General features: G+C 56.4%; 16 protein-coding genes and 1 tRNA gene. 11 read left to right on the top strand and 6 right to left on the bottom strand.

Translation table 11 applies throughout. The features are described 5' to 3' along the window. Positions 1 to 48 precede the first annotated feature (48 nt). Genes FDZ78_RS08100 through FDZ78_RS08090 form a run of 3 tightly spaced genes read left to right on the top strand, consistent with a single transcriptional unit; the run spans position 49 to position 7,211 of the window. On the top strand, positions 49 to 3,225 hold the full coding sequence (locus FDZ78_RS08100) for a DUF4450 domain-containing protein (RefSeq protein WP_136408383.1): 3,177 nt from the start codon (positions 49 to 51) through the stop codon (positions 3,223 to 3,225). A 19-nt stretch (positions 3,226 to 3,244) separates the two neighbouring features. Beyond that, positions 3,245 to 6,049, top strand: coding sequence for a glycosyl hydrolase (locus FDZ78_RS08095; protein ID WP_240740366.1), 2,805 nt, complete (start codon positions 3,245 to 3,247; stop codon positions 6,047 to 6,049). Positions 6,050 to 6,077: 28 nt separating this feature from the next. After that, positions 6,078 to 7,211, top strand: coding sequence for a glycoside hydrolase family 88 protein (locus FDZ78_RS08090; RefSeq protein WP_107032344.1), 1,134 nt, complete (start codon positions 6,078 to 6,080; stop codon positions 7,209 to 7,211). A gap of 279 nt (positions 7,212 to 7,490) precedes the next feature. Here the strand turns inward: FDZ78_RS08090 and FDZ78_RS08085 are convergent, their stop codons facing one another. Then, positions 7,491 to 8,858, bottom strand: a complete 1,368-nt coding sequence (locus tag FDZ78_RS08085) for a glycoside hydrolase family 28 protein (RefSeq protein WP_136408382.1) — start codon at positions 8,856 to 8,858, stop codon at positions 7,491 to 7,493. A 143-nt stretch (positions 8,859 to 9,001) separates the two neighbouring features. On the opposite strand from FDZ78_RS08085, the gene FDZ78_RS08080 reads away from it, so the two are divergent. The 4 genes from FDZ78_RS08080 (at position 9,002) to FDZ78_RS08065 (ending at position 14,083) form a co-directional block, all read left to right on the top strand. Then, a complete protein-coding gene (locus tag FDZ78_RS08080) occupies positions 9,002 to 9,742 on the top strand; it encodes a glycoside hydrolase family 25 protein (protein ID WP_107032346.1) in 741 nt (246 codons plus the stop codon). 59 nt (positions 9,743 to 9,801) lie between these two features. Next, the gene (gene porU / locus FDZ78_RS08075; RefSeq protein ID WP_136408381.1) at positions 9,802 to 13,173 is read left to right on the top strand and encodes a type IX secretion system sortase PorU; all 3,372 of its coding nucleotides are present in this window, start codon (positions 9,802 to 9,804) and stop codon (positions 13,171 to 13,173) included. A 67-nt stretch (positions 13,174 to 13,240) separates the two neighbouring features. Continuing rightward, positions 13,241 to 13,756, top strand: coding sequence for a hypothetical protein (locus FDZ78_RS08070; protein ID WP_107032348.1), 516 nt, complete (start codon positions 13,241 to 13,243; stop codon positions 13,754 to 13,756). Positions 13,757 to 14,009: 253 nt separating this feature from the next. Then, positions 14,010 to 14,083, top strand: a tRNA-Arg gene (locus FDZ78_RS08065). A 64-nt stretch (positions 14,084 to 14,147) separates the two neighbouring features. Here FDZ78_RS08065 and FDZ78_RS14625 read toward each other — a convergent pair. Beyond that, positions 14,148 to 14,324: a hypothetical protein gene (locus FDZ78_RS14625; RefSeq protein WP_160630155.1), complete on the bottom strand. Its 177-nt coding sequence runs from the start codon at positions 14,322 to 14,324 to the stop codon at positions 14,148 to 14,150. A gap of 436 nt (positions 14,325 to 14,760) precedes the next feature. Between FDZ78_RS14625 and FDZ78_RS08060 the strand changes: the two genes are divergently transcribed. Next, positions 14,761 to 15,486 (top strand): response regulator transcription factor, encoded by a 726-nt coding sequence (locus FDZ78_RS08060; protein WP_123398142.1) that lies wholly within the window; start codon positions 14,761 to 14,763, stop codon positions 15,484 to 15,486. A gap of 44 nt (positions 15,487 to 15,530) precedes the next feature. After that, positions 15,531 to 17,012 (top strand): cell wall metabolism sensor histidine kinase WalK, encoded by a 1,482-nt coding sequence (locus FDZ78_RS08055; RefSeq protein ID WP_136408380.1) that lies wholly within the window; start codon positions 15,531 to 15,533, stop codon positions 17,010 to 17,012. A 257-nt stretch (positions 17,013 to 17,269) separates the two neighbouring features. Here FDZ78_RS08055 and FDZ78_RS08050 read toward each other — a convergent pair whose 3' ends face one another. Then, a complete protein-coding gene (locus FDZ78_RS08050) occupies positions 17,270 to 18,199 on the bottom strand; it encodes a hypothetical protein (protein ID WP_136408379.1) in 930 nt (309 codons plus the stop codon). A 377-nt stretch (positions 18,200 to 18,576) separates the two neighbouring features. Between FDZ78_RS08050 and FDZ78_RS08045 the strand changes: the two genes are divergently transcribed. Both FDZ78_RS08045 and hflX read left to right on the top strand, forming a co-directional pair. Then, entirely contained in the window at positions 18,577 to 19,650 is a 1,074-nt protein-coding gene (locus FDZ78_RS08045) for an undecaprenyl/decaprenyl-phosphate alpha-N-acetylglucosaminyl 1-phosphate transferase (protein WP_240597733.1), read from the top strand. Between the two features lie 132 nt (positions 19,651 to 19,782). Next, complete coding sequence (hflX, locus tag FDZ78_RS08040) at positions 19,783 to 21,015, top strand: GTPase HflX (protein WP_136408378.1); 1,233 nt, start codon at positions 19,783 to 19,785, stop codon at positions 21,013 to 21,015. Between the two features lie 153 nt (positions 21,016 to 21,168). Here the strand turns inward: hflX and FDZ78_RS08035 are convergent, their stop codons facing one another. Genes FDZ78_RS08035 through FDZ78_RS08025 form a run of 3 tightly spaced genes read right to left on the bottom strand, consistent with a single transcriptional unit; the run spans position 21,169 to position 25,364 of the window. Further along, on the bottom strand, positions 21,169 to 21,735 hold the full coding sequence (locus FDZ78_RS08035; protein ID WP_240740365.1) for an NUDIX hydrolase: 567 nt from the start codon (positions 21,733 to 21,735) through the stop codon (positions 21,169 to 21,171). Between the two features lie 26 nt (positions 21,736 to 21,761). Further along, complete coding sequence (gene recQ, locus FDZ78_RS08030; protein WP_168182002.1) at positions 21,762 to 23,906, bottom strand: DNA helicase RecQ; 2,145 nt, start codon at positions 23,904 to 23,906, stop codon at positions 21,762 to 21,764. A gap of 48 nt (positions 23,907 to 23,954) precedes the next feature. Beyond that, entirely contained in the window at positions 23,955 to 25,364 is a 1,410-nt protein-coding gene (locus tag FDZ78_RS08025; RefSeq protein ID WP_107032355.1) for an undecaprenyl-phosphate glucose phosphotransferase, read from the bottom strand. Between the last annotated feature and the right edge of the window lie 20 nt (positions 25,365 to 25,384).

Below are 25,384 nucleotides of genomic sequence, written 5' to 3'. Positions count from 1 at the left end.
CGGAGGGTGCCTCTCTGACGGCACCCTTCAAAACCATCACTTTTGTAAATGAAGTTCACAAAAGCCGCCATGCTGTGCATGGCCCTAACAGCCACGCTTGCCCCTCTCAGGGCAGGCGCGGCATCTAATACACAGATCCGCAAGACCCACTACCGCCCCGATGGAATCTCGGCTGTCTGCACCGACGGACAGACCAAATTCAACCGAGCCCTCTACGGCGCACACTCAGGTTTCCGCATGGAGTGCAGCGACATGCCAGAATTCGGCATCTACCTGCCCCGCATGGGCGGCAACCTCCGTCTGACACTCCCGCAGGGCCCTTGCACCGCGCGCTACACCCCCGGCCGCATGGACTACTCCCAGGGCGGCATCGAGGTTGAGGCGCAGGTAATGCGCAGCACCGACATGGCCCTCTGGCGCCTGACCAACACAACCGCCTCAGCCGTCACAGTGCCCGTGCGCTTCGGAGGCGTGGCCGACAAGAAATTCTTCCGCGAGGGCGACCTCGGTGTCGACGACCCCACATGCTTCGACCTCAAACCCGAATACTGCAAGGGCAACATCTTCACCGTCACCGGCGACACCGTCAGAGTGGAATACGGCAACAAGCAGCGCGCACAGCTCTCGCTGCTCATCCCCGCCGCCGACTCACGCATCAGCGAGCTCCCGGTCTCCGAAGGCGAGATAGTACTCGCCCCCGGAGAGAGCAAATACATAGCCCTGCTCCCCTCGTCGGTCATCCCGGCCGGCTTCTCCATCCCCGCCATGATGAAGCAGGCCGAGAGCGAAAGAGCCGCTCTCGCATCGGCAGTCTCCATCTCAACCCCAGATCCCTGGCTCAACCCCATAGGCAGCGCCATGTCAGTGGCCGCTGACGGCATCTGGAGCGGACAGGCATGGCTCCACGGCTCGATTGGATGGCGCACGCCCCACCTCGGATGGCGCGGTGCCTACGTAGGCAACGCCATAGGCCGCCACGACCGCGCCCTCACCCATTTCGCCACCTATGCCGACAATCAGGTTACCGACATCCCCGCCACACTCCAGCATCCCTGCCAGGACAGCACCCTCAACCTCGCGCGGGCTGAAAAACGCTGGGGAACACCCATGTACAGCAACGGCTACATCTGCCGCCGACCGGGAAAGAAAGGCGAAATGTCGCACTACGACATGAATCTCGTCTACATCGATGCCCTCATGCGCCACTTCCGCCACACTGGCGACACCGCAGCCATGCGCCGCTTCTTCCCGGTGATCAAACGCCATCTCGCCTGGGAAAAACTCAACTTCGACCCTGACGGCGACCACCTCTATGACGCCTACTGCTGCATCTGGGCCAGTGACGCTCTCTACTACAGTGGCGGCGCCGTCACCCACTCCTCGGCCTACAACCGCTTCGCCAACCTCATGGCCGCCCGCGTGTCACAGATCATCGGCGAAGACCCGACCCCCTATCTCGATGAAGCCGAAGCCATCGGCAAAGCCATCGACGCCACCCTCTGGATGCCCGAACGCGGCCACTGGGCCGAATTCAAGGATGCCGGAGGCAAACAGCGTCTCCACCCCTCGGCAGCAGTCTGGACCATCTACCATGCCATCGACTCCGAGATCGCCGACCCCTTCCAGGCCTACGCCGCCACCTGCTATGTCGACAGCGTAATCCCCCACATCCCCGTGCTCTCAGACAGCGGAGTCGACAACATCTACACCATCTCCACCACCAACTGGAAACCCTACTCCTGGAGCATCAACAACGTGGCCATCGCCGAAGTAATGCACACCGCCCTCGCCTACTGGCAGGCCGGACGCAGCGAGGAAGCCTGCCGGCTGATGAAAGCCGTGGTGATGGACAACATGTATCTCGGCGCATCGCCCCTCAACTTCGGCCAGATCAGCCACTATGACGCCGTGCGCGGCGAGTCTTACCGCGACTTCGCCGACCCCATCGGAGTCTGGAGCCGCGCCCTCACCGAAGGCCTCTTCGGCATCCGCCCTGACATGACAGCCGCCACTCCCCGTGTGGAGATCATTCCCGGTTTCCCCTCCGACTGGAACTCAGCCTCGATAAATCTCCCCGACATAGCCTACAGCTTCCGCCGCGACGGCGACCGCCTGGTCTACACCATCGACAACCGCTACCGCCTCGCGCCTCAGGTGCTGCTCACAGTGCCGGTCCACGGCGTGCGCTCAGTCAAAGTCAACGGCCGCACCGTAGCCTGGGAAAATGTCGACAGCTCGATAGGCACCCCGCGTCTGCGCATCAACGCCGGCAATGAACCGCAGCTTGAAGTGGTCATCGAGACCGCCGGCGAGCTGACCGCCATCCCTACCGGCCGCGTGCGCGAGGAAGGCCCGGTGAAATTCACCGAGATGGCTGACGGCGTGCTGAAATGGTGGACCGCCGAAATCTCAGCCCACAGGCCATTCACCGCCGTAGCCGCACCCGGATTCGACGATATCAACCCCGCCCGCTGCGAGACAGTAGACCTGCGCAAGGCCTACAACGCCTCCGTCACTGACATCTTCCGCAACCGCTACCTCTCGCCACGTCCGCAGGTGACCACCCTCCAGATCCCCGCGCAGGGCATCGGCGAATGGTGTCACCCGAAACTCACCGCCGAGATCGACGACTCCGGACTCCGCAGCCGCCTGGACCGGGAGAAAGGACGCCTCGTCACCGAACTCGGCATCCCCTTCGCCCTACCAGCCAAAGGCTCAAACGTGATCTACACCTCTCTCTGGGACAACTATCCCGACCGCGCCTCCGTGAAACTCAGCGGCAAAGCCTCACATCTCTATCTCGTCATGGCCGGCTCGACAAACCACATGCAGTCAGGCATCGAGAACGGCAAGATCCGCATCCGCTACAAAGACGGCAGCGAGAGCGTCACCCCTCTGGTAAATCCCCACAACTGGGCCCCGATCGAACAGGATTTCTATAACGACAACCACGCTTTCGCCCTCGCTCCCGGCACCAAGCCGCTCTACCGCATGCATCTGCAGACCGGCCACGTGGCCCGCGATCTCGCCCGCGAGGTTGGCAAACGCCAGGAGCTTGAAAGCACCGGAGCCGACGGCGACATCGTAGGCACAATCCCCGGCGGCGCCGCCGTGGTGCTTGACATCCCCGCCGATCCGAAGCGCAAGCTCGAATCACTGGAAATCGAAACCCTCTCAGGCGACGTAGTCATCGGCCTTATGGGCATAACCCTCCAGCGCCCCTGATTCTCTAAACAGACCGCACATGAATCTGAAAAATAAAACCCTCCTGACCCTCGGCCTTCTGCTCGGCGCAGGCACCGGATGCCTGAGCGCCGCAGAAGTGACCGACTGGTATCCGGTCACCACCGAAAACCGCCCCTTCGTGCGCTGGTGGTGGCTCGGAAGCGCTGTTGACCCCGAAGGTCTCACCTACAACCTCGAAGAGTTTGCCCGCCAGGGACTCGGAGGAGTCGAGATCACCCCTATCTACGGAGTCAAAGGCAACGAAGCCAATGATATATCCTATCTGTCGCCGAAGTGGATGAACATGCTCGGCCATACCATAGCCGAAGGCAAGCGCCTCGGCCTGCAGATCGACATGAACAACGGCACCGGCTGGCCCTTCGGAGGCCCGGAAGTCACCGCCGCCCAAAGCGCGCGCAAGCGTGTGGCCGAAAGCTGGACCGTAAGCCCAGGCAAGAAGCTCAAAATAACCGTCCGTCCCTCTGACCGAAAGCAGCAGGGAGTGGCCACCCTCCAGCGCATCATAGCAGTCAACGGCGACCGCCGAATCGACATCACCTCGCACCTGCGCCGTGACTCCCTGCTCGACTGGAAAGCCCCCAAGGCCAAAAGCGACTGGAAAGTCTATGCCATTTTCAGTGGACGCACTTTCCAGAAAGTGAAACGCGCCGCACCCGGAGGCGAAGGCCTGGTGGTGAACCACTATGACAGCATCGCGGTCAACAGCTATCTCGACCGCTTCGACCGCGCGTTTGCCTCATCAGGCATTCCATACCCCGACAGCTTCTTCAACGACTCCTATGAAGTCTACGGCTCCGACTGGGCCGACAACATCTTCGAGGAATTCGAACGCGACCACGGCTACAAGCTCGAACTCTACCTGCCCGAATTCCTCGACCAGGAGAACCACGACAGCCTCCGCAGCCGAGTGGTGCGCGACTACCGCGCCACCCTCGCCCGAATGCTCCGCGAGAACTTCACCGACGTGTGGATGGCCCGCTCCCACCGCCACGGCGCGCAGGTGCGCAACCAGAGTCACGGATCACCGGCCAATATCATCGACCTCTACGCCGCGGTCGACATCCCTGAATGCGAATCCTTCGGACAGACCGACTTCTCTATACCCGGTCTGGTGCAGGACGGCCCCTCGCGTCCGAGCGATTCCGACCCCGCCGTGCTGAAATTCGCATCCTCGGCAGCCCATGTCACCGGCAAGAAACTCACTTCGGCCGAGACTCTCACCTGGCTCACCGAACATTTCCGCACCACTCTGGCCCGCTGCAAGCCCGAACTCGACCAGATGTTCTGTTCAGGCGTGAACCACGTCTATTTCCACGGCGCCCCCTATTCGCCCAAAGGCGCTGCCTTCCCCGGATGGATGTTCTACGCCTCGATCAACATGTCGCCGACCAACAGCATCTGGCGCGATGCCGACGCACTGTTCGCTTACATAGCCCGCTGCCAGGCTTTCCTTTCAGCCGGAACTCCCGACAATGACGTGCTTCTCTACTTCCCGCTTGAAGATGTCTGGCACCGTCAGGGAGGCAATCCCTATCTGATGTTTGACATCCACAAGATGCAGCAGCGCATGCCCGACATCAAGCAGCACGTCACCGAAATCATGGCCGCCGGTTACGACCCCGACTACATTTCCGACGCCCTGACCGAGACTCTCACCGTCAGCACAGACGGGCGTCTGAAAGGCACAGGCGATGCCACCTACGGCGCTATCATAGTGCCCGCCGTGCGCTTCATGCACCCGGCCACACTGAAAAAGCTGCTATCACTCGCTCAGGAAGGAGCCACGGTCATCGTCACCGGCTCTCTGCCCGCTGATGTGCCCGGTCTCAGCCGCTACGACCAGCGCCTCGACTCACTCCGGACCCTTCTGCAGGCCGCTCCTGAAATAGGCTCCGTGCCATGCGTCCACTCCGAAGGCAAGGGCCGCATAATCACCGCTCCTGACATAGCCTCCGGACTGAAACTCTCCGGACTGCGCCCCGAAACCCTCCGCTCCGACCGTAACATCTCCATGATACGCCGCCGCAACGAGGCAGGAGGTTTCAACTACTTCCTCGCCAACCTCAAAGGCGACGCCATCGACGGAAAAGTCACCCTGGCCACTCCCGCTGCCGCCGTGGGCATCTTTGACCCGCTCACCGGAGAGTCGGGACTGGCTCAGACCTATGAGTCGGAGCCGGGCACCACAAGCCTGCGCCTGCAGCTACGTCCCGGTCAGTCGATAATGCTGAAAACCTTCGCCGTGAAGCCCGAAATGGCTCCCTGGGGCTACATCGAGCCTGCCGGCAAGCCAGTCAATATCGACCGCGGCTGGAGCATAGTCTTTGAAAACAGCCAGCCGGCCATCAGCGGCACCTTCGCCACTGACACCCTCACCGCATGGACCGATCTGCCCACAGAGGAAGCCAAAGTAAACTTCGGCACCGCTGTCTACAGCGTAGAGTTCAGCCTCGACAATCCGGCTGAAGCCTCTGACTGGATACTCGACCTCGGCGACGTGCGCCACAGCGCCGAAGTCACCGTCAACGGCCAGGACGCAGGCAAAGTCTGGTCAGCCCCCTTCACCCTCAGCGTGGGCCGTCTGCTCAAGCCTGGGCTGAACCGCCTCGAAGTCCGCGTGACCAACAACCAGGCCAACCGCATAGCCGACTTCGAGCGCCGCGGTATCAAGTGGCGCATCTTCAAAGATGCCAACATCGCCTCGGTGACCAATGCCAAGACATTCTCGTTCGGCGACTGGGAGGAAGTCCCCGCCGGACTCAACTCCACAGTGAGTCTCATACCCGTAAAAATCAACAATTAAACAATAACAATCCAATCACTGCAATTCCATGAAGAAATCCATCATCATCGCACTTGCAATCCTGCTCGGACTCCCCTGCATGGCGGCCGAACAGCTTCCTCCCCGCGAACAGACCCTCAAGACCCTCATAAAGGTCAACGACCACTATCTCAAAAAACATCCCGATCCGTTGCTCGGAATCCCCTACTACTCGCGCAAGAAAGTCTACGAGGCCAACATCTGGACCCGCGCCGTCTACTTCGAAGGCCTGATGGCTCTCCATTCGATCTACCCCGACAACCGTTACTACGACTACGCCTACAATTGGGCCGACGGTTTCGACTGGGGCATGCGCCGCGACGACACCACCACCCGCAACGCCGACAACTACTGCGCCGCACAGACCTACATCGACCTCTATAATCTGACCCCCGAACCCCGTATGCTCACCAAGACCAAAGCCTGCATGAACATGCTCGTCAACACTCCCCAGGTAGACGACTGGACCTGGATCGACGCTATCCAGATGGGTATGCCCGTACTGGCCAAGATGAGCAAACTGACCGGCGACCAGCGCTACAACGAAAAAGCCTGGGACATGTACTGCTGGAGCCGCAACACTCTCGCCGGCGGTCTTTTCAACGAAAAAGAAGGTCTCTGGTGGCGCGACAAAGACTTCGTGCCCCCCTACAAGGAACCCAACGGCAAGAACTGCTACTGGTCACGTGGCAACGGCTGGGTTGTGGCCGCTCTCGTGCGTGTGCTTGACGAGATTCCTGCCGACGATCCCCACCGTGCAGCCTACATCGCCGACCTCAAGGCCATGTGTGAGGCAGCCGTGAAATGTCAGCGCAAAGACGGATTCTGGAACGTGAGCCTCCATGACGAAAGCAACTTCGGCGGCAAGGAGCTGACCGGAACCGCTCTCTTTGTCTACGGCATGGCATGGGGTGTCAACAACGGCATTCTCGATCGCGCCAAATATCTCCCCGTCATCACCAAGGCCTGGAATGCGATGGTCAATGAAGCCGTTCACCCCAACGGCTACCTCGGCTATGTGCAGGGCACCGGCAAAGAGCCAAAAGACGGTCAGCCCGTGGCCTATGATTCCAAGCCCGACTTCGACGACTACGGGACCGGCTGCTTCCTTCTGGCCGGAACCGAAGTCTACAAACTCAAATAAGCCCCCGCTTATTGCATCCATAGCGAGTGGTGTTTCACTACCCTCCCGATAAAACAACCGCTCCATCCGCGCTGTGCACCTTCGGCACTGCGGATGGAGCGGTTGTTTTATCGCGTTCAGAGAACGTCAGAGACACCCTCTTAACGTCATCTTATTTTTCAAGACTGCTGACAATCCAGCCGAGATCCGGATAATGGATGAAGTTTACGGAAACCGAATGGAGATAGTCCTGCGAAGGTACGCCATTGACGTAACCGAAGGTAATCACCCCGGCTTTCGCTACTTGGTTACGAAGCCTTCGGAGTCTGTGGCGACGAAGAGCGGGCGGGCATCGGGGGTGATGGCTTCGATGCGTACGTTGTCAAAGATCACTCCGCGCGTGTGGTTGAGCCAGAAGCCCTGGGCCGGAAGGATGCCCCACATGGTCGACTCCGGATATTCCGCTATTTTTTCGTCAGTCGGAGCCGCTACTGCCTTCTGGCCTCCCTTGTGGCGTATGGTGATGTTGCGCAGCTCAATGTCTCTGACCGGATGGCCCTCCACTCCGGTAATCGAGCTTCCGCCGGGACCGGCCTCGTCGATCAGAATGTCGTGGAGACGCACTCCGCTGATCGAACCTACATTTTCAACAGGCACATCCTTGGAATAGGGACGGCGGCGGTCGGCCAGACGTATGAAGATCGGCGACTCGGTGCCGCGGATGGTTATGTCGGCTATATCCACATTGCTCATCGTGCCGCCGTCTACAATCTCAAGCGAGATGGCCGAATGGCCGTGACCGCCGGGAAAGCCGAAGAACTGCGATGACTGGTCGGCCGACGGTTTCACCGTGATGCCCCGGACTATGATGTTGCGGAAACCGCCATTGGTCTCGGTGCCGAGTTTTATGGCGTTGCAGTGGCTTGAAATCACACAGTTGCTGATCGTGATGTCTTCACAGAGGCGCGGCGAGGTGCTTTTGAGAGTGATCCCGTCATCGTCTGAGTCGGCTATCATGTTGCTGACGGTCACATTGTGGCAACCGTCGAGGTCAAGAGCGTCATTGTTGTAATTGTTGCGGTTGAACACCGTGATGCCGTCGATCCTCACCCTGTCGCAGGCCAGATAGTGCTGCATCCAGCAGCCTGAGTTTCTGAGTGTTACCCCCTCAACGCTCACATCAGAGCAGCAGATGAAACGCAGCAGATGGGGGCGTGTGATTCCCTCGTCGTTCCACGACAGTTTCGGGAAAGCGCTTCCGCGGCCGTCGATGGTGCCCTGGCCGGTGACAGCCACGTGTGACACCCCGTCGGCATAGATCAGCTGGATTGTCGGAGTGACGGTGCGAAGCGAGACATAGCCGGTGGTCACCGGTGTGTAATCCTTTATGTCGGTACTGCCATAGAGCGTGGCGCCGTTTTCAAGATTGAGCGTCACATTGTCACGCAGAAAAATGCTTCCGGTCTTAAACGATCCGGCCGGCACAAGCACCGTTCCGCCACCTGCCTCCGTGCAACTGTCTATGGCTCGCTGGATGGCCTGAGTGCTCAGACGGGTGGTGTCACTCACAGCACCGTAATCCACTATATTGTATACTGCGGCCCGGCTCATAAGGCATCCGGCTGCCGCTACTGCAAAAACTACAAATGATCTCTTGGTCAATTTCATGGTCCGGTTAAAACTATATAAGAGGGTGTGACAGGAGAGCCGATTTTCACCCTCCGGCTTTCTGAAAGTGCAAATTTAGAGATTGTTTTCGGTATTTTCACGAAAAAAGCGCTATATTTGTATCTGCTGACAAATCCGCCGCCATGAAGAAATCAGTATTACTTTCGCCGCTCGTCGCCTTGCTGCTCCTTGGCGCAGTCCTGCTGACAGGCTGCGGCTACGGCAGGAGATCGACCAAAATCTATCCCGACCGTGACCGCTTCGAGGTCATCGGGATCGACATCAGCGCCCACAACGGCGATATCGACTTCCGCAAGGTGGCAGCCGAAGGCATAGACTTCGCAATCATAAAAGCCACCGAAGGAGGCACTTTCAAAGACAAGAAATTCATTGACAACATCAGGCTTGCCCGCGAAGCAGGGCTGAAAACAGGCGCATATCACTTCTTCCGCTTCGACACTCCGGGCTACATGCAAGGGCTCAATTTCCTCAACTCCGTGCGCGGACGCCAGCTCGACCTCCCCCTCGTCATCGACCTCGAAGAGTGGGCCAACCCAAACAGCCAGCCAACAGCGATGGTGCTCAACCGCCTATCCGAGATGATAGATCATCTTGAAAGCCACGGCTACCGCGTGATGATCTACACCAACAAAAACGGCTTCGCCCGCTTCATCAAAGGCCGTCTCGAAGGCTACCCGCTATGGATCTGCTCGCTCGTCGACGAACCAAAAGACATGAAATGGCACCTCTGGCAGGGAACACACAACGGCTGGATCAACGGAATCAACGCCCCGGTCGACATCAACGCCTTCAAAGGCTCGCGCACCGACTGGGCTGTGTTTGCCTCCGGATGCATGACATCGGCAGCAGCCGACACACAATAATAGGCTAACAGCCACGTTTATATAAAGATATCCCATAGACCAATCAGATAACCCCGCAGATGAAACTCCGGTTACTCAGCATACTTACCGCCATCACATTCCTCTGTGCCTTTCCGGCCCGGATTCTCGGATTCAGCACCGACACCTACACGACATCGTCCGTCCTCTCGTCGGGCCGCTGGGTCAAGATGAGCGTCGAGACCTCTGGTCCGCACCTCATAACCACATCAACACTGCGCACCTTAGGCTTCACCAACCCTGAAAACGTGCGCGTCTACGGCTACGGCGGCCAACGCATCCCCGACCTCCTCAGCATCGACAACTACATTGATGACCTCCCGCTCGTGCGCAGCGAACTCACCTCAGCCGGCATAGTGTTCTACGCCGAAGGCCCCGTCACATGGACCCGCGAGCGCGACGACATCTTCACCCACTCCCTCAACCCCTACTCCACCCTCGGCTACTACTTCCTGAGCGACTCACGCCCGCAGGACGACCCCTCAATCCCCACCGAAGGCTCAGCCCCGCAGCCTGACGCCGCCACAACCTTCACCGAACGCCTCTACCACGAACTCGACCGCACAACACCCGCCGAAAGCGGCCACCAGCTCTTAGGCGAAGACTTCCGCTTCACCCCATCGCGCACCTTCAGCTTCCAGCTTCCGGGCCGAGTAGAGAACACCGACATCTGGATGCAATGCGAGTTCTACGGAAAATCTGTCAGCACCCCCATCAACCTTACCTTCACCGCCAACGGCCAGACCCTCCCGAAAGCCGCCGGCGACAAGGTCTCAGGCGTAAGCAACGACAACTGGGGCGACACATGCCGCGTGCGCAAACGCTTCACCATCAACGGCACCTCCCTTTCCTTAGGCATCGGCATCAGCATCAGCGGCGCCCTGCGCATAGCCAACCTCGACAAAATCAACCTCACCTACACCCGCCGCCTGGCCCTCCCAGCCTCAGGCCATCTCGTGTTCACCTCTGACAGCCGCTCGCTCCGCCTCGAAGGCACCTCGGCCGAGACACGCATCTGGGACGTCACAGACCCTCGCCGCCCCATAGCCATGCGCGCTACAGCCGACGGCAAAACCTCCGGCTGGACCAACGACTACAACGGCCTGCGCACCTACTGCGCCTGGACCTCCACCTCCTCTTTGCCCCAGCCGCGCCTCGTCCGCCATCTCGACAACCAGGATATCCATGCCGCCGAGACGCCTGACATGATCATAATCTCTCCCCCCCAGCTCCTCGGCCAGAGCAACCGCATAGCCGCCATCCACACCGCCGCTCCTGACAACATGAAAGTACTCATAGTCACTGACGAACAGGTCTTCAACGAGTTCGGTTCAGGCTGCGCCGACGTCAACGCCATGCGCCGCATGCTCAAAATGTTCTACGACCGCGGAAAAGCCACTCCCTCCGCCACTACTCTCAGATACGTCCTGCTCATGGGCGGCGCCACCCATGACCACCGCCGCCTCACGCCAGCCATGTCATCAAGCCCGGCTCTCACCCTCCCCATCTGGCAGTCGGAACACTGCGTCAACGAAAGCAACTCTTTCTGCTCCGACGACATTCTCACCTTCCTCGAAGACAACTCAGGTCTAAGCCTTGTCAACGCCACAAACAGCATAGCCGTGGGCCGCATACCCGCCCGATCTGCCCAATCGGCCGAAATATTTGTGCGGCGGCTTGAAAAATACGTCACGTCACCCGCCCAAAGCGAATGGCGCAACCGCATCATGATGTTTGCCGACGATGGCAACGGCGGCGACCACATGACCCAGACCAAAACAATGGAAGCCCGGATGCTATCCACCGAATCAGGCAGCGGCTTCACATTCAACAAAGTATTCATCGACGCCTACCGGCTCACCGACGGCACCTCCAAAGAAGCCTCTGACCGCATCTTCTCGCTGCTCGACGACGGCGTGATACTATGGTCATACATAGGCCACGGATCAATCAACTCCCTCTCAGGCGACGGCATATTCACCACCGCCAACCTCAACAGCCTCTACCTCCGCCAGCCACCCTTCTTCTACGCCGCCACCTGCACCTTCGCCCAATTTGACGGATCGGCCACCTGCGGCATGGAATCACTGCTGCTCACTGACAACGGCGGCATCATCGGCGGCCTCTGCGCCGTGCGCCCCGTCTACATAGCCCGCAACGGCGTACTCTCCGACAACTTCGGCAAAGTAGCCCTCACCCGCGACTCCGACGGGCGCTTCATACCTATGGGAGAAGTGGTACGTCAGGCCAAAAACATGACAGTCGATGAAAACATCCGCCGCTACGTCTTCTTCGGCGACCCGGCCCTGAGGCTCGCCACCCCCGTCAACACCGTGCGCCTCCTCTCGGTCGACGGCACGGAGGTCAGCGACGAATCCCGACCTGAGCTCAAAGCCCTCGGCCGCCCCGTGGTCAAAGGTGAGATCTGCGACCCCTCCGGCAAACGCATCGACAGCTTCAACGGCTGGCTATCACTGACACTCTTCGATGCCGAACACAGCCAGACCACCGAAGGACGCGGCGATGACGGCGAATCAGTCACATTCGACGAAAAAGGCGAACGCCTCTTCTCAGGCCGCACCTCAGTCACCGACGGACTCTTCGAGATAACCATACCCATGCCCTCCGAAGTAGCCGAAAACTACCGCCCCGCCACCATGACACTATTTGCCGCCGCCGATGACGGCACCGAGGCCACCGGAGTGAGCCGCAACCTCTACGTCTACGGATTTGACTACGACGCCGAGACCGACAACGTGCCCCCCGTAATCGAATCGCTCTACCTCGACCACGAAAGCTTCCGCCCGTCTGACGTCGTAGGCGCCAACCCCGTACTGATAGCCCGCGTCAGAGACGACGTAGCCCTCAACATGTCAAACCTCGGCATAGGCCATCAGATGAGCCTACGCATCGACAACGACCTGAACCTCACCGACATTTCAAACGGCTACACCCCTGACATCGACGGCTCTCCCACAGGCTCCATCTTCTACCGCCTCCCCGAACTCAGCGCCGGAAACCACACCGCCACCCTCCGCATCTGGGACACAGCCGGAAACTCAGCCTCAGCCTCGATCGACTTCTTTGTAAACCCCGACCTTGCCCCCAGGATCTTCGACATCTACTCCGACGCCAACCCAGCCCTCACCCAGGCAAACTTCTACGTGACCCACAACCGCCCAGATGCCACACTCACAGTCCGCATCGAGGTCTACGACCTCAACGGCAAACTCCTCTGGGACTCCCAGACCACAGGCCGAGCCGACATGTATGCCTCAGCCCCCGTCACCTGGAACCTCACCGACCGCGCCGGATCGAAAGTAACCCGCGGCATCTACCTCTACAAGACCACCGTCACCACCGGCGGACAGTCATCCACAATGACCAAACGCATCGCCGTAGCCCCGCTCTGATCCGACCGATGAACATTTTACCCCTCTCAGGTTTTATAACAAGGTAAAACTCATACTTTACCAGATTATGAAAAAGCTATTTCTATCAGCCGCACTCGTAGCCACAGTCATGATGGTCAGCTGCAGTGCCGAAAAGAAAGCCCAGGACAAGGGTGAAGCCCTGAAGGCAAAAATCGAGAACTGCACCGATCCTGACAGCCTCAAGATCTACGTCCAGCAGGCCAAAGACTATGCCGACAAACTCATCAAAGACGGCAAAGACTCAGCCGCCGAAACCTTCCTCAGCGATGTGACCCCAGCTGTAAAGGCCAAAGATCCATCAGCAGTGCTGGGCCTCACAGCTCTTGACCTCAAGGCCAAAGCAGACTCCACATTCGAAGCAACCAAAGAATCAGCCAAAGAACTCGCCGACTCCACCTCAAAAGCCGTAAGCGACAAAGTCAGCTCAGCTAAAGAAGCCATCAGCGACGCAGCCGAACAGACCAAGGAAAAAGCAGCCTCCGCAGTTGAAAGCGCCAAAGAAAAAACCGCCGACGCCGCCCAGGCCGGCGCCGACAAAGTCAAGGAACTCATGGGCAAATAACACCCGCCCCACTGACTTATCAACATCAGTTATTAACATCGGGCCATCCGTCACCACGCCGACAACCAACGGTATATCAGACGGATAGCCCGATTGCTTTATATCCTCCCCCTCAGGTTTTCAACATTATTCACAGCTGTGTTCAAAACTTGTTGACAACTATGTTAATAACTATGTTGAAAACTTTTTCAATATTTTTTCCGAAAAAATTTGGTGGTTTAAAATAAAAGGCCTAATTTTGCACTCACAAAACGGCTCCTTAGCTCAACTGAATAGAGCATCTGACTACGGATCAGAAGGTTACAGGTTTGAATCCTGTAGGAGTCACTAAAAAGCAGCTCCGGTACCGGGTCAGGTATCGGAGCTGCTTTTTTCATCTTCTCGGCCCGGCCTACCTGGCACGCTTCAGATGGCCGACCGATTCACGCAACTTCTCGATCTCACAGAGAGCTGCGGCAGCCACAGCAAGAGTGGCAACCTGCAGAGTCGCATGAATAATACAATGGACGATGTGGCGACGGCGACATTTCGCACGTTCTTCCGGATGGTCATGTTTAAGAAATTCCATAGTCAGGTGTGTGTTTAATTATTATTATCTATAGTAAAACTCCGTCTTCTGACAGAATCAAAACGCCCCCGCCCCGCCGATAGTTTCCGCATTTAACCCTATTTAGATTTTGTTAAGCAGCAAATTTGTCTGAATGTCTTTCATCCTCGGCACCGTAACACCCCCAAAAAAACAAAAGGCTGTCATCACGACAGCCTCTTTGCTCTTTAACCTTAAATCTAATACCATGAAAACACAGTGCAAATATAGTAACTATGTCTTTATAACCGCCGTGCCGGAGGAAAGTTCACACACCCTCTGTATTTAACACTTATTAACACCACACTCCCCGAAAATGTCGTACCTTAGCATCTTAAAAAGCGGGCCCACCCCCTCCTCAAGCCCCGCATCCGCATACATATATTACACTAACCGCCATAGACCCTGACCATAGACAATGAGTACACGCCTTTTAGTAATCGACGACGAAGAATCAATCTGCGAAATCCTGAAATATAACCTTGAGAAAGAAGGCTATCATGTCGACATGGCATTCAGCGCCGAAGAAGCGCTCGAAATGGACCTCACGCCCTACGATCTCTTCATTGTCGACATCATGATGGAGCGGCTGAGCGGATTCGACTTCGCCAAACGCCTGCGCAACTCATCGGCAACAGAAGAAACCCCAATCATCTTCTGCTCAGCCCTCAACGGAGAAGACGACACCGTCATGGGCCTCAACATCGGAGCCGACGACTACATCACCAAGCCCTTCAAGATCAGCGAAATGACAGCTAGAGTCAACGCCGTCCTCCGCCGCACCCAGATAGCACGCCGCGCACGCGAAGCCGCAGCCGCCACCATAGCCGGCGACAGCGCGCTCGAACCGCAGATCGCCTACCAGGGCCTGCGCATCGACCCCAACGACAAAATCTGCAGCCTCGACGGCGAAAAAATAGCCCTTACAAAAACCGAACTTGAGATCCTCGCCTTCTTCCTCACCCACCGCAACCGCATCTACTCACGCGAAGAAATCATACGCCACGTCTGGGCCGACGACGTCGTAGTCACAAACCGAACCATCGACACAAACATCACACGTCTTAGAAAAAAAATCGGCCGCTACGGCAACAACATCGAAACCAGACTCGGATTCGGCTACGGCTTTAAAGAAAAAGACTAAAGAGCGTTTCACAACAATACCCACCCCCCGGCCTCACAGTTGTTATGAAACACCAGCTCAGTTATCAATGGCGACTATTTCTGCCGCTCGCAACCATACTCTGCATAGTATTCGGCCTCATAATATACTACCAATACAAACGCGAGGCCGACTACCGCGCACAGATATTCGGCTCCGAACTGGAAATGATCGACAACCGCATCCTCAACGCCTACGATGAAGACGTAAACCTCCGCACCTTCCTCAACTTCATCCAGAAATTATTCAAAGGATCAGTCTTTGAAGGCGTCAGAGTCAGCGTCTACTTCGACGGGCAGCTCCAATACTCTCTCGGAACACCCATCCCCATCGACAACGACGGCCTGACTCTCAGGGGCTACGGGCTCGACAACAGCCCAACCGAAGGAAGCGAACGCAAAATCATAGCCGGACGCACCGTCGGAAGCGACGAAGACGGAAACTGCTATCTCTTCTCAAAGACAAAAAGCTCAGACGGGCGCGTAACCGTCCGCACAGCCATGCCATACAGCGACAACGTCCATGACGCAATCGACGTCGACACCACAGTATGGCTCGTCATAATCGGCTGCCTACTGACCACCCTCCTCGTAACCTACTACTTCACCAGCATCCTCTCGCGCAACGTAGTCTTGCTCAAAGACTTCGCCTACCGCGCCACGACCGGCGGACGCTTCTCAGGCGAAGACAAATTTCCCCGCAACGAACTCGGCGAAATCTCACGCGAAATCATCAAGCTCTACCGCGAACGCCTCAAAGCAATGGAACTCATCAAAAAAGAACGCAAGATAGCCATCAACGCCATAGAGGAAAAAGTCAAAATCACACGCCAGCTCACCAACAACATCAACCACGAAATCAAAACCCCGGTCGGCATCATCCGAGGCTACCTCGAATCAATCATAGCCGACCCCGAAATGGACACCGCAACCCGCAACCGCTTCCTCGACAGAATGCTCATGAACGTCGAGCGCCTCACCGACCTGCTCAACGACGTTTCAACAATGACACGCCTCGAAAACGGAGCCGACATGATAGCCGTCGAAAAAATCGACATGCACGACCTCGTCTACCAGATCGAAAGCGACCTCCCGGCCAACAACCTCTCCGGAAACCTCGAATTCTCCTTCGACATACCCTTCGAATGCAACGTCTCCGGAAACTACAACCTCATTCAAGGCATGATATGCGGACTCATACGCAACGCCGCACTCCACTCCGGAGGCACAGAGATAGGACTCCGCATGATATCCGAAAACAAACGCTTCTACGTATTCTCCTTCTACGACAACGGCAACGGAGTCAGCTCCGAACACATCCCCCACCTCTTCGAACGCTTCTACCGGGTCGACACCGGACGCTCCCGCAAAATGGGCGGAACAGGTCTCGGCCTCCCCATCGTCAAAAGCACCATAATCTCCCTCGGAGGCACAATCTCAGTCCACAACCGCTCCACCGGAGGCCTCGAATTCATCTTCACCCTCCCCAAATGGACCGAAGAAAACTAACCCCGCCCCGCACGGCATTCATACTGAAAGACCCCCGCATACACCCGCCCCAGTGATGTCCGCCAACATCCCGCACGGCTGATGTCCGCCAGGACATCGGTTTACTCATAGCCCCGACACCAAAGCGCGCAGCGCAAAGGTGTCGGGGGGGATAAAACATTTCCCTAAAAATGGTGTCCGGCGAGGACACCGATTTACCATCACGCAAGGCCCACACACAGAAAAACCCCGCACACACCGGAAAGACAGACCGACAATCACCCAAGAAACCGCCCAAGATCAAAATACTTGAAAAGCGCCCTCCACTGACAGTCATAACCGTCAGACCCGCTATTGACCTCATGAAGCGTACGGCTCACATCAGACCGCGAATTCACAAGACTCGCCCTATTGCCACCGCCATAACACTTCATCACCGGAGTACCCCGCAGCAGACTCATAGCCTTAAACCAGAAATCATCCGTAGTAGGGCAAAGCGCCATAAAAACCTCCTCATCAAACACCCGCCCGTCAAGCGACTCAGGCGGATAAAGCACACCCCTCACACCCTCAGGCTGAAGCCACATCGAAGGCTCACACCCATTCTCAGCCAGCCCCCAGTCCACAAACGGCAGCCTCAGACCACCATCAGCAGCAACCTCCATCACACGGCAACGCGGAGCCACAACCGCACCCGGACAAACAAGATGCCCGTTCACAAGAGTCGAAACAAAATCGAAATCATACAGAATATCATCATCCACCGTAATCACCGTAGCCCCCGGAAAATCACGCAACGCAGGCAGCAGCTTCGTATAAGGCCCGATATCACGCACAAACCTGATTTCAAGCCCCCTCCGCTCAAGCAACCTCAGCGAACCCGGAATCCGGCCCGGCCCCTCGAACTCATGCCCAAGATAGAGCACAATACGGTTAGGCCTCACCGTCTGCTCCATAATAGACTCCACCGTAAGAGCCACACCGTGGATACGCTGCCCGAAAGTCGAAAGCGACACGACAAGCTCCTCTCCGCAGCAACGCTCCGAAGTAACCCCAGGATCAGAACGGTAAAGAAGATTCTGAATCAGAAGAGGCGCAATATGATTTTCTTTGACTGACTGCTTCAGACCCGACATCTGCCAGTCAATATACTCTTTGTCGGGATAAGAAAGCAGCAGCCCTTTCAATTTTCCAAAAAAGCTGGTCATAAGCAGATGTGTGTGTGTTGGTCGCCACAAAAATACACAAAAACACAAAAAACCACAAATTTTCAGCCCCGTCACTCGCAGCCCGGACATAATCACAGCCACCAACACACCACATATCAGCAAACTACCCCTCCCGGCCCGACAGACAACCGAACATTTATTTTGTAAATAAATAAAAATAATGTAAATTTGCGTTTGAATAGGCATACATCTCTATTTCCTCCAGAAACCAGACTCGTTGCCCGTCATAAATATTGCTGATTCATAGAAATAAATTCACTTTTTTCAATCGTCTACATTCTTTTATCTTTTAATACTCTTTATCAAGCTCCGGAATTATGGGATATTGGCCAATTAACTTGTTGTGCATATTCATTTTGTGCGTACTCCTTGCAGGTTTTCTTATACCGCAGATACTCCTGATTGCCTTCCGCCGCAATCTCTTTGACGAAGTCAACGAACGCAAGATCCACAAAGGACTCGTCCCCCGCCTCGGCGGCATCGCCTTTGTGCCCGTAATCTTCACCTCCATCGCAGTAGCCCTTGTCACAAACATCCAGCTCGGATTTGACAACATCTCCCAAGCCTTCGCCGACTCAGTACTCCCCTTCATCTCAACCTTCATCGCACTCGAACTCCTCTACCTCGTCGGAATGGCCGACGACCTCATCGGCATCAAATACCGCGCAAAATTCGTAGTCCAGATCATCTGCGCAGCCTTCCTGATAAGCAGCGGAGTCTGGTTCTCAGACCTCGCCGGAGTCCTCGGAATCGAAAGCGTATCACCCTGGTTCGGCTACCCCTTCACCCTCATCGTAATCGTCTTCCTAATCAACGCCATCAACCTCATCGACGGCATCGACGGCCTCGCATCAGGCCTCAGCTCAATAGCATGCGTCATCTACGGATTCTCATTCTACCTCCTCGGCGACTACGCACTCTCAGTCATCAGCTTCGCCACACTCGGAGTCCTCGTACCCTTCTACTATTACAACGTATTCGGCGACGCAAACAAACACAAAAAAATATTCATGGGCGACACCGGATCGCTCACCATCGGACTGATCCTCGCCGTCCTCGGCACCATCCTCTTCATCCACCCCGACTCAGCCAAAATATCCATCAGCACACCCATCCTCGCCTTCTCACCCCTGATCGTACCCTGCTTCGACGTAATCCGCGTCTATATGCTGCGCATCCGCCAGCACCACAGCCCTTTCCTCCCCGACAAAAACCACATCCACCACAAAATCCTTGCCGCCGGAATGAAACCCCGTGCAGCAATGATAACCATCGTAAGCGTATCGCTCATGTTCACCGTCATTAACGTAACGCTGTCAAGCCTCCTCAGCGTCAACATAAACATCATCATCATCCTCGACATACTCCTCTGGGGACTCTCGAACATCTATCTCTCCAGACTCATCAAAAAACGCAACGTCACCGCCTGAACCGGCCCCACAGACACCACCCGCACCCCGCCGCCACATTATTCCAGCCCGCGCCATTACCCTTTTTCAGAGCAAAATTGTTATCTTTGTGGAATCATCAGTTCCACAAAGACACATAACACCCCGAATCTCATGATCGACAACATACTCAATGAGCAGATCAACGAACGCGCAGTGCTGGTAGGCCTCATCACCGAACAGCAGAACGAAGCAAAATCGCGCGAATACCTCGACGAACTCGCCTTCCTCGCCGACACCGCAGGAGCCGAGACAGTCCACACATTCATGCAGCGCCTCCCATACCCCAACCCACGGACATTCGTAGGAAAAGGCAAACTCGAAGAAATCCGCGCATTCATCGAAGACAACGACATCAGCATGGCCATCTTCGACGACGACCTCTCATCAAAACAAGTCCTCAACATCGAGCGCGAACTCAAAGTAAAAATCCTCGACCGCACAAGCCTCATCCTCGACATCTTCGCAAAACGCGCCCGCACAGCCAACGCCAAAACCCAGGTAGAACTCGCACAATACCAATACCTCCTCCCACGCCTCACCCGAATGTGGACCCACCTCGAACGCCAGCGAGGCGGCATCGGTATGCGCGGACCCGGCGAAACACAGATCGAAACCGACCGACGCATCATCCTCACCAAAATCTCACTCCTCAAAGAAGAACTCCGCAACATCGACAAACAGAAAGCCATACAGCGCAAAAACCGAGGAAAACTAACACGCGTAGCACTCGTAGGCTACACCAACGCCGGCAAATCAACCCTCATGAACCTCCTCAGCAAAAGCGACGTATTTGCCGAAAACAAACTCTTCGCCACACTTGACACAACCGTACGCAAAGTAATCATCGACAACCTCCCCTTCCTCCTCACAGACACCGTAGGATTCATCCGCAAACTCCCCACACACCTGGTCGACTCATTCAAATCAACCCTCGACGAAGTCCGCGAAGCCGACCTCCTCGTCCACGTAGTAGACATCTCACACCCAAACTTCGAAGAACAGATCGAAGTTGTCGACAAAACACTCCGCGAAGTCTGCAACGGAGCCGACAAACCCATGATAATGGTATTCAACAAAATCGACGCATTCACCTACACACCCAAAGACGAAAACGACCTCACACCGCAGACACGCGAAAACATCTCACTCGACGAGCTCAAACGCATGTGGATGTCACGTCTGCCCCACGACTGCGTCTTCATCTCAGCACGCACCGGAGCCAACATCGACGAACTCAAAAACATGCTCTACCAGCGCGCAAAAGAAATACACCTCACCCGCTTCCCCTACAACGACTTCCTCTTCCAGAAATACGACGACGAAGACCAATACCCCGAAACCTGACCGACAACGCCCCGGTGATGTCCGTCAGGACATCGGTTTACTCATAGCCCCCGACACCGAAGCGCGCAGCGCAAAGGTGTCGGGGGTAAAAAATTTCCCTAAAAATGGTGTCCGACAAAGGACACCGATTTACCAACCCGCACGGCCCCTATATCATCCCCACCCCTTAAGCGCAAAAAACCTCCAGAGCGGCGCCGCCATAAGCGCCTGCTTAAGATCATCATTCACAAGCATATCCCACACCTGCTCCTCATCGAGAATCTCAACCCTAACATCCTCCGTCTCATCCAGATGCTGCTCCGCAACCCGCACCACACCACGGGCCACAAAACTATAGCTCAGATTATTCTGGCTCCCCGGATTCGCACAAAGCACCGACAGCAGCTCCCACTCACCGCCACCGAAACCCGTCTCCTCCAGAAGCTCACGCCGAGCAGCCTCCAGAGGCACCTCACCCTCCTCAGCCACACCCGCGCAAAGCTCCGTAGCCACAATCCCAAGACCGTGGCGATACTGCTTCACCATCACAAACTTACCCTCAGGAGTCAGCGCAATCACATTAACCCACGTAGGATACTCAAGCACATAATACTCCGGATGCACAGTCCCGTCAGGCAGACGCACCTTATCGCGTCTCACCGTAAGCCACGGCCGGCGGTGGAGATACTCACTCTCAAGCACCTCCCACTTCATTGAATCATCATTACTCTTACAATCCATAATCGTATATATTATATATTTATAAATCACTTATCCTTCTGCCTCAGCAGATAATCGCTGATCGCCAGAGCCACACCCGGAAGCCCAGGAGGCATCTCGTCAGCAAGAATCGTATACATCTCCTCCGGACTCTCCTTAGCCACAGCCATCACACGCAGATACTGCTCGCGGGTGATCACCGACGAAAAATCCGACAGCTTGTCATCACGGATCAGCCCCGCGATATGACCATAGACCGTCCGCTCCTTGATCCCCTTCGTCGCCGCGATCTCACCCACATCATAGCCCGCATTCAGCAGCAGCAGAGTCTCCTCATGCGAAAGCCCAGTGCCAAGCGGCTCCGCAACACCCTTGAACTTCCTTATCGCAGTTACAAACGGCTTCCAATAGCGGATTGTTTTCTTCTCGCCTACACCCTCCACCTTCGAGAAAGCCTCCATATCCGTAGGCTCCACACGCACCAGCTCAAGCAGCACCTTGTCTGACAGCACAATATAAGGCGGCACCTGCTCCTTCCGCGCCAGCTTCTGCCTAACCTCCTTCAGCTCCGCAAGCAGACGCTCCGCAGGCTTCAGCTCCGTAAACTCCTCCTCCACAGCCACACGCCTGCGGCCGCCCTTGCGCCGTTCAGGCTCCTTATACCGCGCAAGAGTCACCTCGCGCCGCTCCCGCAGCACCTCAGCGCCATATTGCGTCACCTTCAGATGATTGCTCTCATTATAAGCGATATCCACCAGCCCTAACTGGATCAGCTGCGAAAGATAACAGTTCCACTCCGCATATGACAGATCGCGCCCCGCACCGTAAGTCTTGATCAGATGAAAACCCCGCTGCATCAGATCCTGACGCGCAGCCCCGCGGAGAATATCGATCAGCATCGAAAAACCAGCCTGACCCTCAGTCCGGATAATAGCGCTCATAGCCTTCTGGGCAATAACAGTCCCGTCCATCCGCTCCGGCGGATTCAGACACACATCGCAATTGCCGCAGTCATGATCCATCGTCTCGTTGAAATAGCTCAGCAGAATCCTGCGCCGGCACAGCGAAGCCTCCGCAAACTCACGCATCCGCTTAAGCTTCTCCGCATTGATGCTCTGCTGCCCGCTCTCGTCGACGAACGACTGCAGCGTGATTATGTCCGAATAGGAATAAAACATCACAGCCTCAGCCTTCACCCCGTCGCGGCCCGCACGCCCGATCTCCTGATAATAGCTCTCAATGTTGCGCGGCATATTGTTGTGAACCACCCAGCGGATATTACTCTTGTCGATACCCATACCGAAAGCCACCGTGGCACACACCACCTGCACATCGCCGTTGATAAACTTCTCCTGAGCCAGATTGCGCTCCGCCACAGGCAGACCCGCATGATAGACCACCGAACGGTAGCCCAGAGCCCGCAGATCATCGTTCATCGACTCCGCCGCCTTACGGCTGATGCAATAGACAATACCCGCGTCATGGCGGTAACGCTCTATGAGAGTCGAGATATAGCGAATCCGCTCCTTCTTCCCCGGATTGTTCCTCACGCGCAGCGAAATATTCGGCCTGTCAAACGACCCTAAGAACAGCTGCGGATTCCTCAGCGCAAGCTGCGTGGCGATATCGTCGCGCGTCAGGCGGTCAGCAGTCGCAGTCAGCGCCATCACAGGCACATGCGGAAAAAGCTCCTTGATCCGCGACAGCCGCGTATAGTCCGGACGGAAATCATGGCCCCACTGCGAAATGCAGTGAGCCTCATCGATAGCGATCAGACTCACAGGCAGATCCCTCGACCAGCGGTCGATCTCCATCAGCAGACGCTCAGGCGAAATATAGACGATCTTGATGCGCCCGCTGAAAAGCTGCTCCAGAATGTGGCGGTTCTCCTCATCGGTCTGCATCGAATTGACAGCCGCAGCCGGAATCCCGTTTGATCTCAGAGCCGTCACCTGATCCTTCATCAGCGCGATCAGCGGCGACACAACAATCGTGATACCACCCTCCGACATCAGAGCCGGAATCTGATAGCAGATCGACTTACCGCCGCCCGTAGGCATAAGCACCACACTGTCGCGCCCCTCCACAGCCGAACTGATAATGTCAAGCTGCAGCGGACGGAAACTGCTGTAACCGTAAAATCTTCTCAGCAGAGCCTCGGCCCTCTCCCTGATCTCCTCTCTGTTATCCATTGGAACTCTGTAAAATCCTTCTGTATGTATATGTGTGTATCAGTCTTGTCAGAACGCACCGTCCTCGCCGCGCAGAGCATTGATCACAGTGCGCACAATTATCTTCATGTCAAGCATAAAAGTCCAGTGCTCTATATACCAGATATCATTCTCCACCCTCTTCTCCATCTGCCACAGCTCCTCGGTCTGACCGCGGAAACCGCGCACCTGCGCCCAGCCGGTGATCCCAGGCTTGATCAGATGACGCACCATATACTGATCTATCAGACGGCGGTAATCCTCCGTATGCTTCAGCATATGCGGACGCGGACCGACAATCGACATATCACCCTTGAACACATTGATAAACTGCGGAAGCTCATCAATGCTCGTGCGCCTCAGAAACTCCCCAAGGCGCGTCTTACGCGGATCATTTCTGGTAGCCTGCACCGTATCCGCGTCATTATTGACATGCATCGTGCGGAACTTCCAGCACAGAAAATCACGCCCTCGGTAGCCCGTGCGCACCTGCTTGAAAAACACAGGACCCGGCGAACTCAGCTTCACCGCAACGGCCACCGGAATGAAAATCAAAGGCGAGAACAGCAGGAAAAGCCCGGAGAAAACAATATCGAAAGTCCGCTTCATCACCCGGTTCACCCCGCGCTCAAGCGGATTGTGGCGCACCTCAAGCACAGGCATCTGCCCTATGGCGTCAAGGCGGAAACGGCGGGTCAGATAAGGCGAGATCTGCGGCACATAATGAAACTTGATCATCAGCTTCTCGCACAGACCCGAAACCAGCTGCACCGCCTCACTGTTCTCGCCCGAAAGCGTATAGAAAATCTCATCAGTAGCCTCACGGATCACAAACTCCTCCAGATCAGCTAAATTTCCCGCATACAGATTCTTATAGCGGAAATCTGGCGGACAGTATATATCGAAAAATCCCTGGCATAGATAGCCGAAACCCGGATCGAGGCGCATCTCCGTCAGAAGCCTCTCGGCAGTCGGACGGCATCCCACAATCACTATGCGGCTGAAACTCCGCCCGCTCCTGCGGTATGTCTTGAGCAGATAATGCGCGCTGCCCCACCACAGCATCAGCAGCGGCGTGAACAGCCCGTAGAGCTCCACGAAAGTCATCAGCGGCAACGGCTCCTGACCCATCAGATAGAGCAGAAAGATAAACAGCAGAGCCTGGCAGAGCGCCCCGCGGAGCGTCAGCAGCAGCAGGCGGTCCATCTGCAGCGCCCTGATCTTGTGGATGCGCCCCTGATAGCGCGCCACAGGCACATAGGCCAGATTCAGAAGCAGCCAGACGAGACGCCCGTGAAGCACCTCCACGTCAGGATTCATCATCGTCACGCCGAAAAAGACCGCGTTGAGTATAACGAAGTCCACGGCTATGAGTATCTTTCGATAGTAACGGTTGTAGCGGCCTGTCGGCCTGTTGATTTTCGGTTCCGGTCCAGTCATTCTTTAACAAGGCCTCGCCG

Source organism: Duncaniella sp. B8, from assembly GCF_005304985.1.
GTDB classification, from domain to species: domain Bacteria; phylum Bacteroidota; class Bacteroidia; order Bacteroidales; family Muribaculaceae; genus Duncaniella; species Duncaniella muris.
The sequence above is the reverse complement of the archived record's forward strand: the minus strand, read 5'-3'. Positions and strand labels throughout refer to the sequence as shown.